The organism is Rhodococcus sp. NCIMB 12038 (assembly GCF_002165735.1).
Taxonomy (GTDB): Bacteria; Actinomycetota; Actinomycetes; order Mycobacteriales; family Mycobacteriaceae; genus Rhodococcus_F.
The window spans coordinates 234,246-254,413 of record NZ_NHML01000013.1 but is presented as its reverse complement, the minus strand read 5'-3'; the positions used below and the strand labels follow the sequence as shown (position 1 = coordinate 254,413).

Here is a 20,168-nt window from a genome sequence, read left to right as displayed (position 1 = left end):
CCGGATCGACTCCATTGACCGCGCGAGTTGCTTGCATATGACTGGTGTGTTTCGGGTGGGGACCGTCGGCGAGACGCCGGACTGTCCGCGCGGACAGACACCGGAAACCGCTGAGTTCCAACGATGCTAGTGCCCGTTCCGGATGCGGCGGAGGGTTCGGATCGGCGTGAAGGTTACTCGGGTCCGTGCCCACAGCGGAGAATGCGGCCGACGGATCCGGCGCGTGTGCGGCTCGTCTCGAAAGGGCCGAATCCGTTGGGATCGAATGATCGAGACCTACGGCATCCCCCTCAACGCACCCGGTGGTGTTCCGTCGAGCAACGTCACCCGGATGGATGCCGGTGTGGTCTACACGTCCGCGGCGCAGAGCGCACCCTGCAACTTCGGAATGGTCTACACCACCGACGGGCGCGTGAAGAACCTGAACCTCGAAGTCCTCGACGACGACCGCAAGTTCTTCCTGCCCTACAGCGGCACCGCGGTCGTCCGGGGCGAGATCCTCAGCCGATATCCGGAGATCGCCGACCTGCTGGGTGTGGTCTCAGGACGACTGACCGACGACTTGATGCAGGAACTGAACGGCCGAGTCGACATCGACGGCGAGGATCCCGCAGATGTCGCGTACGACTGGCTGAAAGCGAGTCGCTCGTGGCGTGATCAGGGTGCCCACACCACACACCTAGGGTGTGTTTTCGCGCACGGCGTTCCAAGGGACTGTAGTGGCACCGGCTTGTCCGGCGCCCCTGTACAGACGGACCGAGCGTCCCGCCGTGAGCCCAGCGGCGCAAACACCCTGATTGGTGATTTGATGGAACACGCCGCACGAGCGACCTACCGTGAGCATCGATCGGATCCGTTCCCGCTGTCTGCGGCACAACACGGGCTGTGGTTTGCGCAGCAACTCGCCCCGGACGTGCCGATCTGCATCGCGCAGTACGTCGACATTCGTGGGTCGCTGGACGTCGAATTGTTCCGTGAGGTTGCGCTCGTTGCCGGCCACGAATACGAGTCGGTGTTCCTGCGTCTGATCGACGTCGACGGGGAGCCACACCAGGTGATCGATCCGCCTGCCGACGCGGCCATGGGCGTCGTCGACTTCAGCGGCGCATCCGACCCGATGGCGGCGGCCGAGAGGTGGATGCACGACAACTACACGGCGCGAGTGGATTTCGAACACGACCACCTGTGCGAGTCGTCGTTGCTGTGCGTGGGTGACGAGCGGCACCTGTGGTACAGCCGGATCCATCACGTCGCTCTCGACGGATACGCGGCGATGACGCTGGTCAACCGTGTCGCCGCCCTGTATACCGCGGCAGTCGGAGGCCGCGCGCCCGAACCGAACCGTGCCGCAGATCTGCACACCCTGCATGGCCTCGAAGAGGACTACCGGGCGTCTCACCGATTCTCGTCCGACCGCGACTACTGGGCCGAACGACTCCACAGGCGCACGAACGGCGCCTCCCTCACCGATGTCGAGGCGCCCCCCGCCGCCCACAGCCTCACCGCGCGCGCGGCGTTGTCGCCCGATGCCGTCGCCCGACTCGAGGACACGGCCGCACGGCCGGGCGCGACAGCGGCGGCCGCGTTGATCGCGGCGTTCGCCTGCCATCTGTCGCGGCGGACGGGACGGCAAGACGTCCTCGTCGACATTCCGCTGTCCGCCCGCACCACCGCTGTCCTGCGACGGTCCAGCGGCATGCTCGCCAACGTCGCGCCCCTGCTGGTCAAGGTCCGATCCGGCGACACGGTCGGCGACCTCATGGCCCGGGTGCAGCACGAACTGATGGGAGCGATGCGGCACCAGCGCGGCAACGTCGAGGACATCCTGCGCGACCTGGGTGTGTCCGCCGAAGCCCGCAGGATCTCGGGACCGATGATCAACGTGATGCTGTTCGACCAGGACCTCACATTCGGGCCGTTGACCGGAGACTTCCGGATCCTCACCACCGGTCCTGTCCCGGACCTGTCCGTCAACGTGTATCGCAGCGGCACCCCGGCATCGACGATCGTCGAGTTCGAGGCCAACCCGTACCGCTACCGCGACGACGAACTGCGGTCGCATCACGCCGCCGTCGTCGGGTTGATCGACGAACTGCTCGCCGCAGACCCCGGCACTCCACTCGCCGCCATCGGCGCGCACGATTTGGCTCGGTTGACGCCGGTGGTGGGTGGGCGGTCGGCGGCGGAGGTGTCGTTGCCGGGGTTGTTGGCGGCGTCGGTGGTGGTGGATCCGGATGCGGTGGCGGTGGTATGTGGCCGTCGGCGGTTGTCGTATCGGGAGTTGGATGCGGCGTCGAATCGGTTGGCGCGGGTGCTGCTCGCGGCGGGGGTGGGTTCCGAGTCGGTGGTGGCGGTGGCGGTGGCGNGGTNGGTGNAGTCGGNNGTTCGGTGTGGGCGGTGATGATTTGGGTGGGGGTGCCGTCGGGGGTGTGGGTGAAGGCGGCGCGGAGGTTGGGGTGGCGGTGGAGGAGGGTGTTGGCGGCGGTGTGGAGTTGGTGGGGGTCGAGGGGGCCGTGGAGGGTGAGGACGAGTTGGACGGTGTAGGTGTCGTGGGTGTGGGTGAGTTCGGAGTGGTAGAGGAGTCCGGCTTGGAGTGGGGTGAGGGGCCAGATGTCGGTGAGGGTGGGGTAGTGGGTTTCGAGGGTGTCGATGGTGTGTTGGTCGAGGGTGATGAGGTCGAGGTCGGTGGGGGTGAGTCCGCCTGCGTGGGGGGTGTGGGTGTGGGTGGTCAGTGCGGTGAGGGCTTGGGTCCAGAGTTGGGCGAGTTCGGTGACCTCGCCGGCGGTCAGCACCCCGGCCGGGAACAACCACGTCGCCCGCATCACGGGTCCCTCGGGCGAATCGGTGGTACGGGCATTGATGTCGAGTGTTGCTGCCACAGGCAGTGTTCCATGCGCCCTGTACTCGAGTTCGGTGTCCGTGTCCGGCATCCATCCTGCGATCTGCGACGTCCCCGAAGCTGTGGTGAAGCGGCCGAGGTAGTTGAAGCTGATCTGGGGGTCGGGGAGGTCGCGGAGTCGGTCGGCGGTGTGGGGGTCGAGGTAGCGTAGTTGTCCGTATCCGGCGCCGTGGTCGGGGATGGTGCGCAGTTGTTCCTTGACGGTTTTGAGGGCGGTGCCGGCGGCGGGTCCGCCGGTGAGGGCGTCGTCGAGGTCGATGCCGGTGAGGTCCAGGCGGACGGGGTGGATGGTGGTGAACCAGCCGACGGTGCGGGAGAGGTCGGCACCGGGGATCAGGGTGTTGTCCCGGCCGTGGCCTTCCACCCCGATCAGTGTGCTGTCGGTGGGGTGGCCGCGGCGNCGTCTGAAGGTGCTGACCGCGAGGGCGAGGGCCGTGAGCAGTGCGTCATCGACAGCGCCGTGGAATGCATCGGGCACCGTTGTCAGCAGGGCGCGCGTCGTCTCGGCAGGGACTTCGATCGCGATGTCGCGGGCCGTCGCGTCGGTGTCGAGAGTCGGGTCGAGGGGGCGGGACCCCAGCAGGGGGTCGGGGCCGTCGAGGATGCCGAGCCACAGGGGTAGTTCGGGGGCGCGGTCGGGGGCGGTGTCGGTGAGGGCGTGGGCCCAGCGGCGCATGGAGGTGCCGACCGGCGGAAGTGCCGGTGGGGTGCCGGTGCTGACGGCGGCCCAGGCGGCGGCGAGGTCGGGGACGAGGATGCGCCAGGACACTCCGTCGACCGCGAGGTGGTGGATGACGAACAGCAGCCGTCCCCGGTCGGGGCGGTCCTCGGTGGATTCGAACCAGACGACCTGCGCCATGATCCCCGTGTAGGGATCCAGACGTGCTGTGGCCGAACGTAACTCGGAGTCGGTGATCGAATGGAACCGCGGACCTGCGAGCGAGTCGACCGGAACTCGGCGCAGCAGGTCGGCAGCGGCCACGGAGCCGGCCGGCAAGACCTCCACAGCCGCCTCCCGAGGCGACGCCGCCCGGCGGAGCTGCGCACGGAGAAGGTCGTGGCGGTCGAGGACGGTCTGCACCGTGTCGGCCAGCGACTCCGGGTTCATTCCGGCGGGCGCGGTCAAGAGAGCAGCCTGCGAAAACCGGTCGATGTCCGTGCCGCGGTCGAGTAGCCAGTGCACGATCGGGGTCAGTGGCATCTTGCCCACTCCGCCCCCGGGTAGTTCCTCGAGGACCGGCGACTGCGTGGCAGCGGAATCGATGGCCCTCGCGAGCCGACTGATGGTCCTGTGCTCGAACACATCTCGTGGCGCCAGGACGACTCCGGCCTCTCTGGCCCGCGCCACCAGTTGGATGGCCATGATGCTGTCGCCGCCCAGAGCGAAGAACGAATCGTCGATGCCCACCTCGTCGAGTCCCAGGACGTCGGCGAAGACCGCCACGAGCACGCGTTCGATATCGGTGGCCGGCATGCGGCTCGATGTTCGTGCAGCGAAGTCGAACTGTGGCAACGCGTCACGATCGACCTTGCCGTGCGCTGTCAATGGGAGCGCGGCAAGGGGAATGACCGCGGTGGGAACCATGTGGGCCGGCAGGGCGGCCGCGAGGTGGGTGATCAGCTCGGCACCGTCGAGTTCGGTTCCCGTTGTGGCTACGACGTAACCGATCAGGTGCGCGGTGCCGTGGGTGTCTTGTTGGAGAACGACAACGGCCTGCGCGACACCGGTATGCCGGAGCAGGGTGTTCTCGACTTCTCCGGGTTCGATCCGGTAACCGTGCAATTGCACCTGGAAGTCGCTGCGACCCCGGTACTCGAGTTGTCCACGGTCAGTCCACCGGGCGCGGTCGCCGGTGCGGTACATCCGCGTCCCGGGTGCGCCGTGCGGATCCGCCACGAAACGCGCTGCGGTCAGTGGCATACGTTCGAGATAGCCTCGGGCCAATTGCTTTCCGGCGATGTACAGATCGCCGACAGTTCCGGGAGGCACCGGGTGCAGGCGACGGTCGAGGACATACGCGCGGGTATTCCACACCGGCGCCCCGATCGGCACGATCGGGTCCTCGTCGCCGGCGTCGACGTCGCAGTAGGTGACCGTGACGGCGGCTTCGGCGGGACCGTACATGTTGCCCAGTCCCAACCCGAGCTCCAGCACCTTGGCCGCTGTCCGACGGGAGATTGTTTCACCGCCGGAGAGGACGCGCCGGAGCGAAGCGGGCAGAGCGCCCCGTCTGTCGTCCACGAACATCGCGAGCATCGACGGAACGAACTCGACGACGGTGACCTTTCCGGTGGCCAGCGTGGCCGTCAGGTAGTCGAAATCGAGGTGACCGTCGGGCCGCAGAAGGATCAGGACAGCACCGGCACACAGGGGCGCCAGGCACTCCCAGACAGCTACGTCGAAGGCGATCGGCGCCTTCTGGACCGTGCGATCACCGGGGCCGAGCGGCAGCCGGGATCGCGACCATCTCAACTGAGTGGCGATCGCGGCGTGTGAGACCGTCACCCCCTTCGGAGTACCGGTGGATCCGGACGTGAACACGATGTAGGCGCTGTTGGCCGCCCGCAACGGCGCGACTCGATCGTCATCGGTGATTGGCGCGCAGTCGCGGCCCGCGACGTCGAGACTCTCGAGCCGGAGACCGACCAGACCGTCGGGCAGGGGGACGTCGGTATCGCCGCCGATCAGGACGAGCGCCGGAGTGGAGGTCTCGAGAAGGTAGGTGAGGCGTTCGGGGGGGTTGGCGAGATCGAGCATCAGGAAAGCGGCCCCGGTCTTGGTGACGGCATAGAGTCCGGCCAGCAGCTCAAACGACCGCGGCGCCGCGAGTGCAACAATGTTCTCCGGTCCGATATTTCGTGAGATCAGTTCACGAGCGAGCCGATTCACCCACATGTCGAAGTCCCGGTACGTCATCGAGCGGTCCTCGAATGCCACTGCGTCCGCGTCGGGAGTGCGGGCGACCTGCGCATCGAACAGGTCGACGATCGTCTCGTCTGGACTCTCGTGTGCCGTCGCGTTCCATCGCTCCAGTACGAGATCGCGCTCGGTGTCGTCGAGGAGTACGAGGTCACCGACGGCGACGGTGGGGTCGGCGAGGGCGGTGTCGATCACGCGGAGGAATCGGTCGGCGAACCGCTGAACGGAGTGCTCGTCGAACAGATCGGTGGCATAGATGATCTGTGCGCTGATTCCGGCTGCGGATCCGGCGCCGTCGACGTGCTCGCGCAGCACCACGTTCAGGTCGAACTGCGACAGGTGCGCATCGAGGTCGACGACGGAGACGTCGAGTCCGGGTAGTTCCGGTTTCGGCTGCTCCATGTTCTGAAACGAGAGCATGACCTGGAAGAGGGGGTGAACGGCGGCCGAGCGGGCCGGGTTGAGTTCCTCCACCAGTCGCTCGAACGGTATGTCGGCATGGGCGAATGCCTCGATGTCGGTGTCACGGACGCGAGCGAGCACCTCGTCGAACGATGCTGCCGATTCGATGCGAGTTCGCAGGACAAGTGTGCCGACGAACATTCCGACGAGGTCGTCGAGAGCCTCTTCGCCGCGACCGGCGATCGGAGATCCGATGGTGATGTCACGGGAATCGGCGAGGCGGGAGAGCAGGACCGCGAGAGCGGCGTGCACGGTGACGAAAGGTGTCACGCCGTGTTCGAGTGCGAACCTGTCTATCCGTCGGTGGATGGCCGGTGGAATGTCGAACCGGACCGCGGCGGCCCGAGTGGAGGCGGTCGCGGGTCGGGGATGATCGAGGGGAAGTTCGAGCCGGTCGGGGAGGCCGGCAAGTGTCGTGCGCCAGTAGCGGAGTTGTGCCGATAGGGGTGAATCGGGATCGTCGGTGGATCCGAGCATGTCGCGTTGCCACACCGCGTAGTCGGAGTATTGGATCGGAAGCGGCGGCCACTCCGGCGCGCGGCCGCGGTTGCGGGCGGTGTAGGCGACCGTCAGATCGCGGGCGAGGGGAGCCAGTGACGAGCCGTCCGCGGAGATGTGGTGGACGATGACGGCCAGCACGTGGAGGTGTGGGTCGACTTGCCAGAGGAAGGTGCGCAGCGGGAGCTCCGTCGTGACGTCGAATCCGGCGACCACCGCGTGGCGAATGAGCGGGGCGAGGTCGGACTCGTCCGTTACCGGAATCGGTGACAGCTCGAAAGGCATGTCCTCGAGCGGTGACACGACCTGGACGGGACCGCTCTCGGTAAGGGGATAGACGGTACGCAGTGCGTCGTGTCTGCCGGCGACGTCCCGCAGTGCCGCGCGGAGGGCATCGACGTCGAGCGGTCCCTTGATACGCACGACCATGGGGATGTTGTAGGTGGCTGCTGTGGTGTCGAACTGGTTGACGAACCACATCCGCTGCTGCGCGAAGGAGACCGGCGCGGGCTCACTGTGCTGGCGCGGACCGAGTGCCGGTCGGCCGGCGGGCAGGTCTTCCGCCGTGTCGAGGACTGCCGCCAAGGCCTCTACGGTCGGTGCCTCGAACAGCGTGCGTACTCCGATTTTGGTGCCGAGAGCGGAGTTGAGCCGGGCCACCACCTTCGTCGCGATGAGGGACGTGCCGCCCAGTTCGAAGAAGTTGTCGTCGATCCCCACGCCGGCGATGCCGAGTACGCGAGCGAAGACTCCGGCGACCGTTTCCTCGTGCACTGTTCGGGGGGCGCGGAACTCCGCGGCGTCCACGAGAAACTCGGGCACGGGCAGTGCTGCATGGTCGACGGCACCGGTGGCGTCGAGGGGAATCGCGTCGACGACGACGATCGCGGTCGGCACCAGGTGAGAGGGCAGGGTTGTCGCAGCGTACGTGCGGACCGCGGCCGGGTCCACGGACGCGCCGGGTGTCGCCGCGACGTAGGACACCAGGATCGGCTCGCCGGAGGTGCGAGTGTGGTCGACGGTGACCGATTCGTCGACGGTGTGATGCTGGCGCAAGACCGTGTCCACCTCGTCGGCCGCGACTCGGTAACCGCGAAGTTGTCGCTGAAAGTCGCAGCGCCCCAGTATCTCCAGCCGCCCGTCACGGGTGACTCGCGCGAGATCGCCCGTGCGGTACATGCGTTGGCCCGGGTCTCCGAAGGTGCAGGCCACGAAGTGGGTGGCAGTGAGTGCAGGCCGGTTGTGGTACCCGCGGGCCAGTTCGTCACCGCCGGCGTACAACTCGCCGATGACTCCGTTCGGCACGAGATTCAGCCTGCGGTCGAGCACGACGGTGCGTCGATCGGGGCAGGGCCGCAAGGCGAGGTCGGTCACCTCGCGCGCCGTGGTTGCCGTCACGGAAGCGAGGCAGGTGAGGGTTTCGGTGGCCGTGTACAGGTCGACGACGGCCGACGTGGTTTCCACCCAGGAGGACAGTAACGAGATCAGATCCTTCGTGGGGGGCTCACCGGCCAGGACGACCAACCGCAGCGGCGGGGGGTCACCGGCCGTGGATGTCCATGCGTGTGCCGTCTGCTCGAACGCGGTGGGGTTCTGGCTCAGTACGGTCACCCGCTCGTGTCGAAGCAGGGAACACAGATCCTGCGGTGAGCGTGCGGTCCCGGCGTCGACGATCACCAGGCGAGCTCCGTGCAGAAGTGCACCCCACAACTCCCACAGCGTGAGGTCGACGGCGTGGGACGGCACCATCGCCCAGACGTCGGTTCGGTCTGATCGCCACGTGCGGGGTGTCTTCGCGAATGCGGAGATCAGGCCGCGATGCGTCATCATCACCGGTTTCGGGCGCGCAGTGGACCCGGCAGTGAACACGAGGTACGCGGCCGAGTCCGGCCGCAGCGCCTGGGCCCGCTCCGTCTCGGTGACCGGTGCCGCCGAGATCTCGGCGATCTCCGCCATGACGTCGGGTGCATCGACGAGAACCGGTGTTGCACCGAGCCCGAGCAGCGCGCCGGCGTCGGCGCATCGGGTCAGCACGAGGGCGGGCCCCGCCTGGGTAAGGGCATGGACAATGCGAGCAGCGGGCCAGGACACCTGGACCGGAAGGCAGACGCCACCAGCGACGAGCACGGCGATAGTCGCGACCACGGATTCGATCGAGGGTGGAAGTGCCACCGCCACTACGGTTTCGGAAGTGACATCGCGGCGTTTCAGATAGCGGGCCCATCGGTTGACGCGGGCCGCGAGGTCGGCGTATCCGAGGGTCTCACCAGCGAAGGTGAGCGCCGCGGCACGCGCATACCGCGCGGTGCTGCGCGTGAATTCGTCCACGAGCGTGCCGGTCACCGGTGCGGGGGGACCGCGCCACGCGGCCAGGGCAGCGTCGTGCTCCTCGACGTCGAGAAGGTCGATGTCTCCCACCGGAACGTCCGGATCGGTCGTCACGGCCTCGAGGATCCGGACGAATCGGTCCGCGAAGGTGTCGATGGTGTCGGGGTCGAACAAGTCGGCGGCGTAGATGAGGCCGGCCTGCATGCCGAGCGGTGTTCCGTCGCCCGCAAGGTTTTCGGTAAGCCACAACTGAAGGTCGAACTTGGAGACGCCCGCGTCGTACGGCACCGGATCGATGTGCAGGCCGGGAAGCGCGAGGCCGTACAGTCCCTGACCCGAGGGCAGGATGTTCTGGAATTCGAGCAGCACCTGGAACAGCGGTGGGTGCGCGGCCGACCGCTGAGGGTCCAGCGCTTCCACCAACTGCTCGAAGGGGATGTCGGCGTGCCCGAAGGCGGCGAGGTCGACCCCGCGGGTCTGCTGGACGGTTTCGGTGAAACTCGCGGCGCGATCTATCCGTGTGCGCAGGACCAGAGTGTTCACGAACATGCCGACCACGTCGTCGAGCGCCGCCTCACCCCGGCCGGCCACAGGTGTGCCGATGGCGATGTCGTCGGACCCGCTCAACCGCGCCAGCAACACCGCAAGGGCTGCGTGCATGGTCATGAACACCGTGGAGGTGTGGTGACGGGCAAGCGCCCGGATCCTGCCATGCAGCGCCGCACCGATGTCGAACTCCGCGCGTCCTCCGCGCAGCGATTGCTCGGCGGGACGGGGGCGGTCGGTCGGCAACTCCAGCAGTTCCGGTAGCCCACTCAGGTTTTCCGACCAGTAATCGAGTTGGCGGGAGACCGTGCTGCCGGGATCGCTCTCGCTCCCCAGCAATTCGTACTGCCACAAGGTGTAGTCGACGTATTGCACCTCGAGGGGCTCCCACTGCGGTGGCCGTCCGGCGGAGCGTGCCGTGTACGCGGTCGTCACGTCGCGTGCCAACGGGGCCGTGGACGCCCCGTCGGCGGCGACGTGATGGATGACCAGCGCCAGCACGTGTTCGGTGTCGCTCAGCTCGAACAGGGCGACGCGCAGCGGAGCTGCTTCGCTGACATCGAATCGTGAGGTGCAGATCTCGGCAAGGTGCCGGTCCAGGTCCGTTTCGTCGCGCACCGGAACGGGGTGGATCTCGGGTACGGCCTCCGCCGCGCTCACGACAACCTGATGGGGGCCGTCAACCGACGCGGGAAAGACGGTGCGGAGCGTTTCGTGGCGTTCGACCACGTCGGTGACCGCGGCCACCAGCGCCGGGACATCGAGCACACCGGCGAGTCGCACGACCAGGGGGATGTTGTATGCGGGCGACGTGGTGTCGTACTGGTTGATGAACCACATCCGCTGTTGGGCGGGAGACAGCGGGACCCGCTCGGGTCGCGGAAACGGGCGGAGCCGCGGTCGGTCCGCGCCTCGGGGGCCGGCACTTTCGATCCGGGCGGCGAACGTCGCAACAGTCGGCGCGTCGAACAGTTCGGCGACTTCGCACCCGGTCCCCAACGCAGCATTCACCCGGGCGACGACCCGCGTTGCGGTCAGGGAGTTACCGCCGAGGTCGAAGTAGTCGTCGTCCACTCCGATACCCTCGACACCCAGCACGGACTCGAAGACCCTCGCTATCGTCTCTTCCGTCGGTGTGGTTGGTGTCCGTCGGCCGTTACCCGGGCGGACGGACGGTGAGGGGAGCGCCTTGCGGTCGAGCTTGCCGCCCGGGGTGAGGGGAATCATGTCGATGGGTACGAGCAGGGGCACCATGTATTGGGGAAGGGTCTGCCGAACGTGACGTTCGACGTCGGCGAGATCCAGCACCTCACCGGTCGCCGCTCGCACGTACGACACCAGCGTGGTCTCCCCGCTCCCGGTGTCGTAGTCGACCGTAGCCGCGAACCCGACGTCCGGATGCTCTGTCAGCACCGCATCGACTTCACCGAGTTCGATCCGGAATCCCCGCACCTTGACTTGAGAGTCGCTGCGTCCGATGTAGTCGAGGACGTGACTTCTCCTCGTCCAGCGAACCACGTCCCCGGTCCGGTACATCCGATCACCGGGACGCCCGAACGGGTTGGCGACAAACCGAGCCGCGGTCACGGCGGGGCGGCGGTGATAACCGCGGGCGAGGGCCGGACCGGAGAGATACAGCTCGCCCGAGACCCCCGGCGGAACGGGATGGAGTCGTTCGTCGAGAACCACGACGGACATACCGCGCACCGGACCGCCGATCGTCACCGGATCACCGGACGGCATCGGCCCCGTCAGGGTGGACATAATGGTGGCCTCGGTCGGCCCGTACGCATTGAACATGCGGCGGCCTGGCGACCACCGCACCACTGCATCCGGCGGACACGCCTCCCCAGCTACGACGAGATGGGTCAAGGTGGGCAGATTCCCGGAGTCGAGTGTCGCCAGCGTGGACGGAGTCAGCACCGCATGAGTGACCCGTCTTTCGGTGAGGAACCGGCTCAGCTCGACGCCGCCGAACACCCCCCGTGGGACAATCTCCAGCCGCGCTCCGGACCCGAACGCCGCCAGCGATTCGAAGAGCGAGGCGTCGAAACTCGGCGACGCGAACTGCGCGACCCGGGCCGCGGGATCAACCATGAGGCTTTCGCGTTCCGCGACCACCAGGTTCACGAGGCCACGATGAGTCACCACCACGCCCTTCGGGACTCCCGTCGACCCGGAGGTGTAGATGACATACGCCGGATGATCCGGTCGCAGCGGCCGGCACCGGTCCGCTGCCACGAGGGCGTCGGCGCGGCATCGTTCGATGTCGGCGGTGGTGGCCGCGTCGTCGAGTTCGATCCAGGACGCCGAGCAGGCCTGCGTCAACGCCGCACGGTACGAGGATGCGGTGATTCCGATCTGTGCGCCGGAGTCGGTCAGCATATGGCCGATGCGTGCGGCCGGATAGGTTGGATCCACCGGTAGGAAGGCGGCGCCCGACTTCGCGGTCGCCCACACCGCGATCACGAACTCGATCGATCGGGGGAGTGCCAGGGCGACAACAGTTTCCGGACCGGATCCGCGTTCGACGAGTAGGCGGGCGAGCCTGTTCGAGAGTCGATCGAGTTCCCGGTAGGTGAGCTTCTCGCTGCCGTCCGCCACGGCGACGGTAGTCGGCTCGGCCGGCATGGCGGCGGTCAGAAGATCGGGGAACAGCTGCACCGGACGGGCGGGTTCACCGACTGCGGGCGTGAGCCCGGCCAGTACGGCGGGCGCAGCGAACACGAGATCCCCGACAGCGACGTCGGGCTCGGCGGTCGCGGCCTCGAGCATGCGGACCAGTTGATCGGTGAAGATCTCGATCGTTGCCGGGTCGAACAACGCGGTCGAGTAGACGACCTCGACGTCGATACCCGATTCGGTACCGTGCTCCGTGCATATCACCTGCAGATCGGTTCCACCGCCGGCGGGCATGCGAGCGGCGGCGTCCGCCCCGCCCGTGCGGGCGAACACGAAGCCGACCTGAAATGGGTACGACGCGCCCGGCGCCGTCGGCAGACCCAGTGTCGTCGAGAGCTCGTCGAAGGGGACCTCAGCATGGCGGAAAGCAGCCACCTCAGTGGTGTGCACCGAAACAAGCAGGTCCTCGAAGGTCGATGCGGTGTCGACCCGGGACCGCAGGATCAGCGGCCAGCCGTGCGGGCCTGCCGGGGTGCCGACCGCCACGTCGGCTCGACCACTCAGCCGGGCCAGCAGCGCGGCAAGGGCGGCGTGTACGACGGAGTAATTCGTGAAGGCGCCGACCTGACCGAGGTCCCGGATCTTGCCGTGCACGTCAGCGGGCACGCGCATGACCACGCGGCCGTCGAGATCAGCTAGGGGGCCGGGGCGGACATGATCGGCTCGGAGGATCGGCTCGGCGGACAGCCCGTCGAGTACGCTCCTCCAGAATTCAAGCTGCACCGCTCGTCGCCGGAGTCGTGCTCCCTCCGCCGCGGTCTCGGCGTGGAGATCCGCCGTGCCCGTCGCGGGATCCGCGGTTAGGAACTCCTCGAACAATCCGACGAAGGCCCGCTGATGCGACTGTAGGTCGTCGTCGGTGTAGCGACCGGGATTGCCCCGGAACTCGACCATCGTCTTCTCAGGTGTTCCGGTCGTATACACGTTGACCAGCAGGTCATCGACCGGCCCGGAGGTGACTACGCGAAATTCCCCGGCGAGTGTGCCGAGGGTGATCTGCGGATGGAAGAGCATCACGTTGACCATCGGCGCCGCGAGAACGGGGACGGCCCGCCGGCTTGCGGCCTCCCTGCGGATGTCCTCGAGGGTGTACCGCTGATGGCGCAGTGCGCCCGTCACCTCCCACCGCACTCGCTGGATCAAGTTGGCGAGAGTGTCGTCGGATCGTGTGCTCACCCGCAGCGGCGCGACGGTGACCAGCATTCCCCCGGAGCGGCGCAGCATCACTGTCGTCCGGGCCGAGACAGGCAGGTTGACGAGTACCTCGTCGCTGCCGGTCATGCGCGCAAGATAGAAACCGAATGCCGAGACGACCACCGCAGCGGCGGGGGCATCGAACACGTCGTCGGAACGGGCGAGTCTTCTGGCCGCCTCGTCGGACAGCGCCGAGGTCACGAGGGCGCTCTTCGCCACCGCAGGAGCGACGACCGGCGACAAACTCGCGCCCGCGGGCATCTCGGCGACCCGCTCGGCCCAGTAGGCGTGGTCGGACTCGAACCGGTGCGACGCCCGATATCCCTGATCGATCGCGTACAGGGTTCGCAGATCTGCCGCGCGGTTGGGTTCGGGCGAACGCCCCTCCGTCGCGGCTGTGTACAGCGTGGCGATCCGGTTCACGAGTGTCATCGCCCCATACCCGTCGAGCGCGACGTGATGAATTCGGCTGTACCACAAATAGTCCTGCTCGCCGACCTGCAGCACCGCGGACCTTGCCAACATATCCCGCCTGAGGTCGATCGGGCTCGTGTACTCACCGTCCATCCACGCGTGAGCCGCCCCGACCGGGTCGTTCGCCGTGCGGAAGTCGACGAGTTCGGTGGACAACTCGATGGTGGGATCGACCACCTGGAACGGCTCACCGTCCACCTCGAAGATCCTCAGGAAGGTGGACTGGAACTCCCGCCCCGCCGCCAACGACGCCTCATTCAGAAGCTCGAGGTCGAGGGGCCCGTGCAATTCGACGTACTGGGCGATGCAGAGTGCGACGTCGGGTGCCAACCGTTGCGCGAGCCACATCCCGCGCTGCGCCGACGACAGGGGGAAGGCGTCCATGTCGAGAGCGGGATGGTTGAGTGGCATTGCAGAATCCAACGGAAAGGATCCCTTCGCATGCGACCGGGGGTCGTGGGGCGACGACGCCTCATGCGGGGCAGGGGTCGTGGCGGCCCGGGGTTCGGGTTCCGATAATTGCAGCGCGGACAGAGCGCCGTAACGTCCGCGTTCGACTACATCCTTCTCAACTCGGGGGTTAGCTTTGTTATATCGCTGCTGTGCTCGTGCCTGTTACCTAACTTTCCGTGGCGGGGGCAGTCGACAATCCGTTCATAGCCGGCGGAAGCAGGGCATCCTCGCCGCGCGGGCAACTCTAGAAAACCTCGAGGTCAGTGCTTTGCGAGGATCCGTCAGACTCGGATCATCGATCGCACGCAGCCGGTCCACCCTCTGGCGCAATCTGACAGAACTTTGATGCGGATGATGCCGACTCCGGGCCCGGTCCGTACGTCGGGGATGCGGCGCGGAAGTGGATGTCGATGACTCCTTCGCGAGCCTGCCCGAGGAGACGCTGACCCGGTTCGACGCATCCCAGTGGCTGGCGATCGACAAGAGGGCGGGGGCCCTGGACTTCACTGAAATCGACTACGTCTTCATCTTCGGGCGAGTGGCTGCGCCGGTCCCCGCGGTGTGCCTGCTCGTCCGTTGAACGATCTGACCCCATGCGCCGGGCAATATCCCCCAGGTCGACCAGGCGACGCAGTTTCGTCGGTACCGTGAACCGATATGGGTGACACCGTGTACGAGGCAACCGAGATCGCGGCCCTGATGGCGGGGCTGATCGGCCGCCATCACCGGGTCACCGGCTACGAGGTCGGCCGGGAGAAGATCCGCGAATATGCCCGGGCCGTGCAGGATTCGCATCCCGCCCATTACCGAGAAGACGCCGCCCACCAGCTCGGATACGACGGGCTGATCGCACCGATCACGTTCGTCAGCATCTTGGGATCGCTTGCGATCGAGGAACTGTTCGTGCGAGTTCTGGTCGGCTACGACCTGAGTCAGATGATGCACACCGATCAGCAGCTGATTCTGCATCGGCCGGTGCAGGTCGGGGACCGATTGGACTGTGACGTTTGCCTGGAGTCGTTCCGGCAGATGGGCGGCACCGACATCATCGTCACCAAGAACCTGATCATCGACCAGCATCAGGATCCGGTGGCCACGGCCCGCACCACATTCGTCGCCCGGACCGGTGGCGTGGCCGATCCGGAGCTGGCCTGGGCGGTCGCCGCGGTGATGATGCACAAGGCGCCTGCACCCCCAGCGCAGTAGTTGTTTTAGGCAGGTTCCCTGTTGCCGGGTGTGCGGCTTTCGGGCAGCCGATGTTGGGGCGGCGGTCAGCTGAGTTTCTGCCGACGGGATTTCGATGTGACGGCGCGCGATGTGGACGTTGACCGCAGGCTGCGCGACGAGCGGCAGGTCGCCGCGCGCCCTTCCGTGGTGGTTTCGCGGAGACGGTTTCACCCTCGCGCGGCGGTGATGGGGCGCCGGGCGCCGGTGGTGGGGTCGTGCCGCGGTGCCGACACGGGTGCTCGGATCGGCGGTCAGATCGTCGGTGTCGGCGAAGACCAGGCGCACGTCGTCGAGGGCGACCGCCAACCGGCGCACCGGCGCCCAGGCGTGCCCGCGCTCCTCGGTATCGGTCAGCTCGGTCCTCGACGATCCGACCGGTTTGGTCCGCTCCGGACGGCCGGCGCACCAGCACCCGCGCGCCCATGCCCAGGGGACCGGGTTCGGGCTTCGGCTTGGGTGTCTTCTTCGGGCGTCGGTCTGCACCTATGTTTCTCGCGTGCATTCGCGTGATCCACGAGGTTATGGGTGTGGGTAGCGCGCGCGGCCGAGGCGGGGTGGGCGGCACTCGACCTCGGCCCGCGCGCGGCGGGACACCCCGCGGGCCGAGGGGTTCGGCGGCCGGAGCGGGGCTGGCCGCCCGTCCGCTATTGCGGCGCGGGCAGCGTACTCAGCGGGTACCCGCATGCAACCGCGCTACGCGGGTTTCCCTGAAAACTGCAGACCCTGCGGTCGCCCAGTACCTGGTGAGGGGCCGCTACGTCGAGGAGACCATCATCAGCGAGATCGTCGACGAGATCCCGGAGGGCACTCCGCCTGCTGGAGTCGATCCGCGACCCGCCCGAGGACACCGACCCAGGGAGCTTGGATGTCGTTGGTATCAGCAGGTTCTCACCGTTCCGGCGCATATTCGCGGCCAGGTGGTCGAGGCGGAACAGGCTCTCGAGCCACTTCGGGACCCTGGCTTGCTTCGTCGGTGACTGTCCCGGCTTGGGGATGTTCCGCGGCGGATTGAGCGTCGCCGTCCCGGGGTAGTCGGCGGGGAAACGAACGCACCACCCACCGACCACGGCCCCACCCTTTTCGCCGATGCCGGCGCCGAGGTGCACACAACATCTACTCGACGAAGGGTTGGGCGATGACAGGCAAAGGTCAGATGGCGTTGGCCGTGGGTGCGGGTTACATGCTGGGCCGCACGCACAAGATGAAGCTGGCGCTGATGCTTGCGGGCGCCGGAGCATCCAGCCGGTTTCCCTCCGGATCACTCGGTGTGCTCGGTCAGGCGGGCAAGCTGCTCGCGGAATCGCCCGAGGTCGCCAAGCTTGGCGCGACGGTCCGCAAGGAGTTGATGAACGCGGCGAAGACGGCGGCGGTGACTGCGGCCAGTCACCGGATCGATTCGCTCAACTCCCGGTTGCAGTCGGGCGGTGACGAGGCCTTCGGAGGGGAGGGGTCCAAGCGCAGGCGTCGTGAGGAGTCCGAGGACGACTACGACGGCGAGTACGCCGAGGACGAGACCGCTGAGGACGACGAAGCCGAGGACGACGAAGCCGAGGACGACGAAGCCGAGGACGACGAAGCCGAGGACGAGACCGCCGAGGACGAGGCGTCCCGCGCCCCGAGGCGCCCGGCCCCGCGGCGCCGCTCGTCTAGTGGTGGTGGATCCCGGCCCGCCCGGTCGCGGTCGTCGACGACGGACGACGACGAGGACGAGTTGTCGCGGGCCCGTAGGACGCGCGCGAAGTCGACGACCGATTCGGTACCCGTACGACGCACCCGGAAGTGATCAGCGATGACCTCGAATCTTGANAGTGCGGCGAAGAAGCTGCGTAAGAACGTCTCCGGTGCGTCCGGCAAGGCCGCATCGGTGTCNCCTTTGCAGAAGGCGGCGCAGGGTCTGCTCGGCACCGTGACCGACAAGGCGGTCTCCGCCGTCTCCGANAGGGTGGCGGGCGCCACCGACCGGCTCACCGACTACGCCGAGGGCGGCGGCGGAAGTTTGCTGTCCGCGGTCACCGGCAAAGAACACAACGGCAACGGCAACGGCAACGTTGACGGCAACGGTGACGGCAACGGTGACGGTGACGGGAAGGGCGATGGCAAGTCACTGTTCTCCGGGCTGACCGACAAGGTGAAGGACACCGCGTCGAATCTGAAGGACGCGGTCACCGGCGGTGGTGGTGGTGGTAAGGGCAAGAAGCTGAAGTTGACCAATATCGTCGAATCGATCGATGTCGGTGTCCCGGTGCAGGTGGCGTACAACCAGTGGACNCAGTTCGCCGANTTTCCGTCGTTCATGAAGAAGGTCGANCGGGTNGAGCAGGAAGCGGACGAGAAGCTGGAGTGGAAGGCGCAGATCTTCCTTTCGCATCGGACGTGGGAGGCGTCGATCATCGAGCAGGTCCCGGATGAGCGGATCGTGTGGCGGTCGAAGGGGGCCAAGGGTTTCATCGACGGTGCGGTGACGTTCCATGAGGTGACTCCCGATCTCACCCGCATCGTTCTGATACTGGAGTATCACCCGAAGGGTTTGTTCGAGAGGACGGGAAACCTGTGGCGTGCACAGGGTCGGCGAGCACGGCTGGAGCTGAAGCACTTCGGACGCCACGTCATGACCCAGTCCGTACTCCATCCTGACGAGATAGAGGGATGGCGCGGGGAGATCCGGGACGGCAAGGTGGTCGAACCCGAGGAGTCCGAGGACTACAACGAGGAACCGGACGACGGCGACACAGCCGACCCCGACGCCACCGATGAGCCGGACCAGTCCGACGAGGAGGCGGCCGAAGACGAAGAGCTGCAGGACCAGGACGACGAGTCCGGCGAGTACGAGGAGGAGCCGGAGGACGAGACCGGCGAGTACGAGGACGAAGAACCCGAAGAGGAACCGGAGGACGAGACCNGCGAGTACGAGGACGAAGAACCGGAAGAGGAACCGGAGGAGGAGCCGGAGGACGAGTCCGGCGAGTACGAGGACGAGGAGCCTGAGGAGGAACCTGAGGAGGAGTCGGAGGACGAGTCCGGCGAGTACGAGGAGGAGCCTGACGAGGAACCTGAGGAGGAGTCGGAGGACGAGTCCGGCGAGTACGAGGAGGAGCCTGAGGAGGACACCGCGGAGGCTGAGGAGGAGCCCGAGCCGCGGCGGCGTCGTCCCCGGAAGGCCGCAGCAAAGAAGACCCCCGCGAAGAAGGCCCCCGCGAAAAAGGTTGCAGCAAAGAAAACCCCGGCGAAGAAGGCCCCCGCGAAAAAGGCCGCAGCAAAGAAGACCCCCGCGAAGAAGGCTGCCGCGAAGAAGGCAACGCCGCGGCGTAGGACGGGAGCACGCGCATGACCACGGCGGGTGGACCCAGCTCGAGTAGTCTCGCCGATGTCATCGACACCATCTTGGACAAGGGCCTCGTGATCGACGCGTACGTGCGGGTCTCGCTGGTCGGCATCGAATTGCTGACCATCGACGCCCGGGTTGTCGTCGCGAGCGTGGATACCTACCTGCGGTTCGCGGAGGCGGTGAACCGGCTCGAGATCGGCAGCGAGCCGAAGGGGCTGTCCGAGATCGTCTCGGGCGCCACCGAGGGCGGTGCCAAGCACAAGACGAAGGGTGCGCTCGAAGCGGCGGGCGACAAGCTCGGCGGCCTCTTCGGGGGCGGGGAGGAAGAGGAAGAACCGGAGCGGGAACGAGTGTCGCGGAAATCGACGCGAGGTGACCGGTGATGGCCACCTCGGAGCAGACGAAGCAGACCACCGGTGTGTACGTCTACGGCATCGTTCCGGCCGACATCGAGGTCGCCAAGGATGCGACCGGGGTTGCGGACGGCACCGTGGAGGTGGTCACGCAGGGTGACATTGCCGCCCTGGTGAGCGGACTGTCGGTGGACCGGGCGCTCGGCGCACCCGGGGACCTGCGGGCGCATGCGGACCTGCTGGACGGGGTGGCCGGGGTGGCACCGGTGCTGCCGCTGCGGTTCGGCGCGGTGGTCAGCGACGCCGACGCCGTGCGGGAGGAACTGCTCGCGGCGCACGCGGACGAGTTCAGTACTGCTCTCGAGCAATTGGAGGGCAAGGCCCAGTACATCGTCAAGGGCCGGTACGTGGAGAAGGCGATCCTGCGGGAGATCCTCGACGAGGACGAGCAGGCGGCGGCACTGCGCGAGGAGATCGCGACAAGTCCGAAGACGCGGGCCGGGAGGCGCGGATGGCCTTGGGGGAACTGGTGAGCAACGCGATCGCCGCCAAACGCGACGAGGACACCCGCAGGGTCGTCGAGGCGCTCGAGGACCTCGCTGCTTCCGTGAACGTGCGCGAACCCACGCATGAGGAGGAGGCCGTGCAGGTGGCGATCCTCGCCGACGTCGAGCGGCAGGACGAGCTCGAACGGGTGCTCGGTGAGCTGGCCCAGAACTGGGACGGGCGGGTGGAGATGAAGCTGCTCGGACCGCAGGCGGTGTACGACTTCGTGGTCACCCCGAAGCTGGAGGGGCAGGCCTGAAG

6 protein-coding genes and 3 pseudogenes are annotated in these 20,168 nt (G+C 67.1%); 7 read left to right on the top strand and 2 right to left on the bottom strand.

The features are described 5' to 3' along the window. The first annotated feature begins 265 nt into the window (after positions 1-265). The gene (locus tag CA951_RS21535) at positions 266-2,401 is read left to right on the top strand and encodes a condensation domain-containing protein (protein ID WP_256974021.1); all 2,136 of its coding nucleotides are present in this window, start codon (positions 266-268) and stop codon (positions 2,399-2,401) included. Positions 2,402-2,444: 43 nt separating this feature from the next. On the opposite strand, the pseudogene CA951_RS44420 reads toward CA951_RS21535, so the two are convergent. Continuing rightward, positions 2,445-14,387 (bottom strand): annotated as a pseudogene (locus CA951_RS44420) (amino acid adenylation domain-containing protein); the annotation flags it as partial. Positions 14,388-14,856: 469 nt separating this feature from the next. Between CA951_RS44420 and CA951_RS21510 the strand changes: the two are divergent. Next, positions 14,857-15,036, top strand: a complete 180-nt coding sequence (locus tag CA951_RS21510; RefSeq protein ID WP_087558733.1) for a hypothetical protein — start codon at positions 14,857-14,859, stop codon at positions 15,034-15,036. 77 nt (positions 15,037-15,113) lie between these two features. Further along, complete coding sequence (gene hadA / locus CA951_RS21505; RefSeq protein ID WP_087558732.1) at positions 15,114-15,662, top strand: (3R)-hydroxyacyl-ACP dehydratase subunit HadA; 549 nt, start codon at positions 15,114-15,116, stop codon at positions 15,660-15,662. Between the two features lie 243 nt (positions 15,663-15,905). Here the strand turns inward: hadA and CA951_RS44415 are convergent. Then, positions 15,906-16,107, bottom strand: a pseudogene (locus CA951_RS44415) (hypothetical protein); the annotation flags it as partial. 711 nt (positions 16,108-16,818) lie between these two features. On the opposite strand from CA951_RS44415, the gene CA951_RS21490 reads away from it, so the two are divergent. From CA951_RS21490 to CA951_RS21475, 4 genes and pseudogenes are all read left to right on the top strand, one after another. Next, positions 16,819-17,466: a hypothetical protein gene (locus tag CA951_RS21490; RefSeq protein ID WP_087558730.1), complete on the top strand. Its 648-nt coding sequence runs from the start codon at positions 16,819-16,821 to the stop codon at positions 17,464-17,466. Between the two features lie 6 nt (positions 17,467-17,472). Then, positions 17,473-19,011, top strand: a complete 1,539-nt coding sequence (locus CA951_RS21485) for an SRPBCC family protein (RefSeq protein WP_087558729.1) — start codon at positions 17,473-17,475, stop codon at positions 19,009-19,011. After that, complete coding sequence (gene gvpJ / locus CA951_RS21480; protein ID WP_087558728.1) at positions 19,008-19,391, top strand: gas vesicle protein GvpJ; 384 nt, start codon at positions 19,008-19,010, stop codon at positions 19,389-19,391. Before CA951_RS21485 ends, gvpJ begins: the two co-directional genes overlap by 4 nt. After that, a pseudogene (locus tag CA951_RS21475) lies at positions 19,391-20,166 on the top strand (GvpL/GvpF family gas vesicle protein). The gene gvpJ and the pseudogene CA951_RS21475 overlap by 1 nt, the downstream one beginning before the upstream one ends. Positions 20,167-20,168 lie beyond the last annotated feature (2 nt).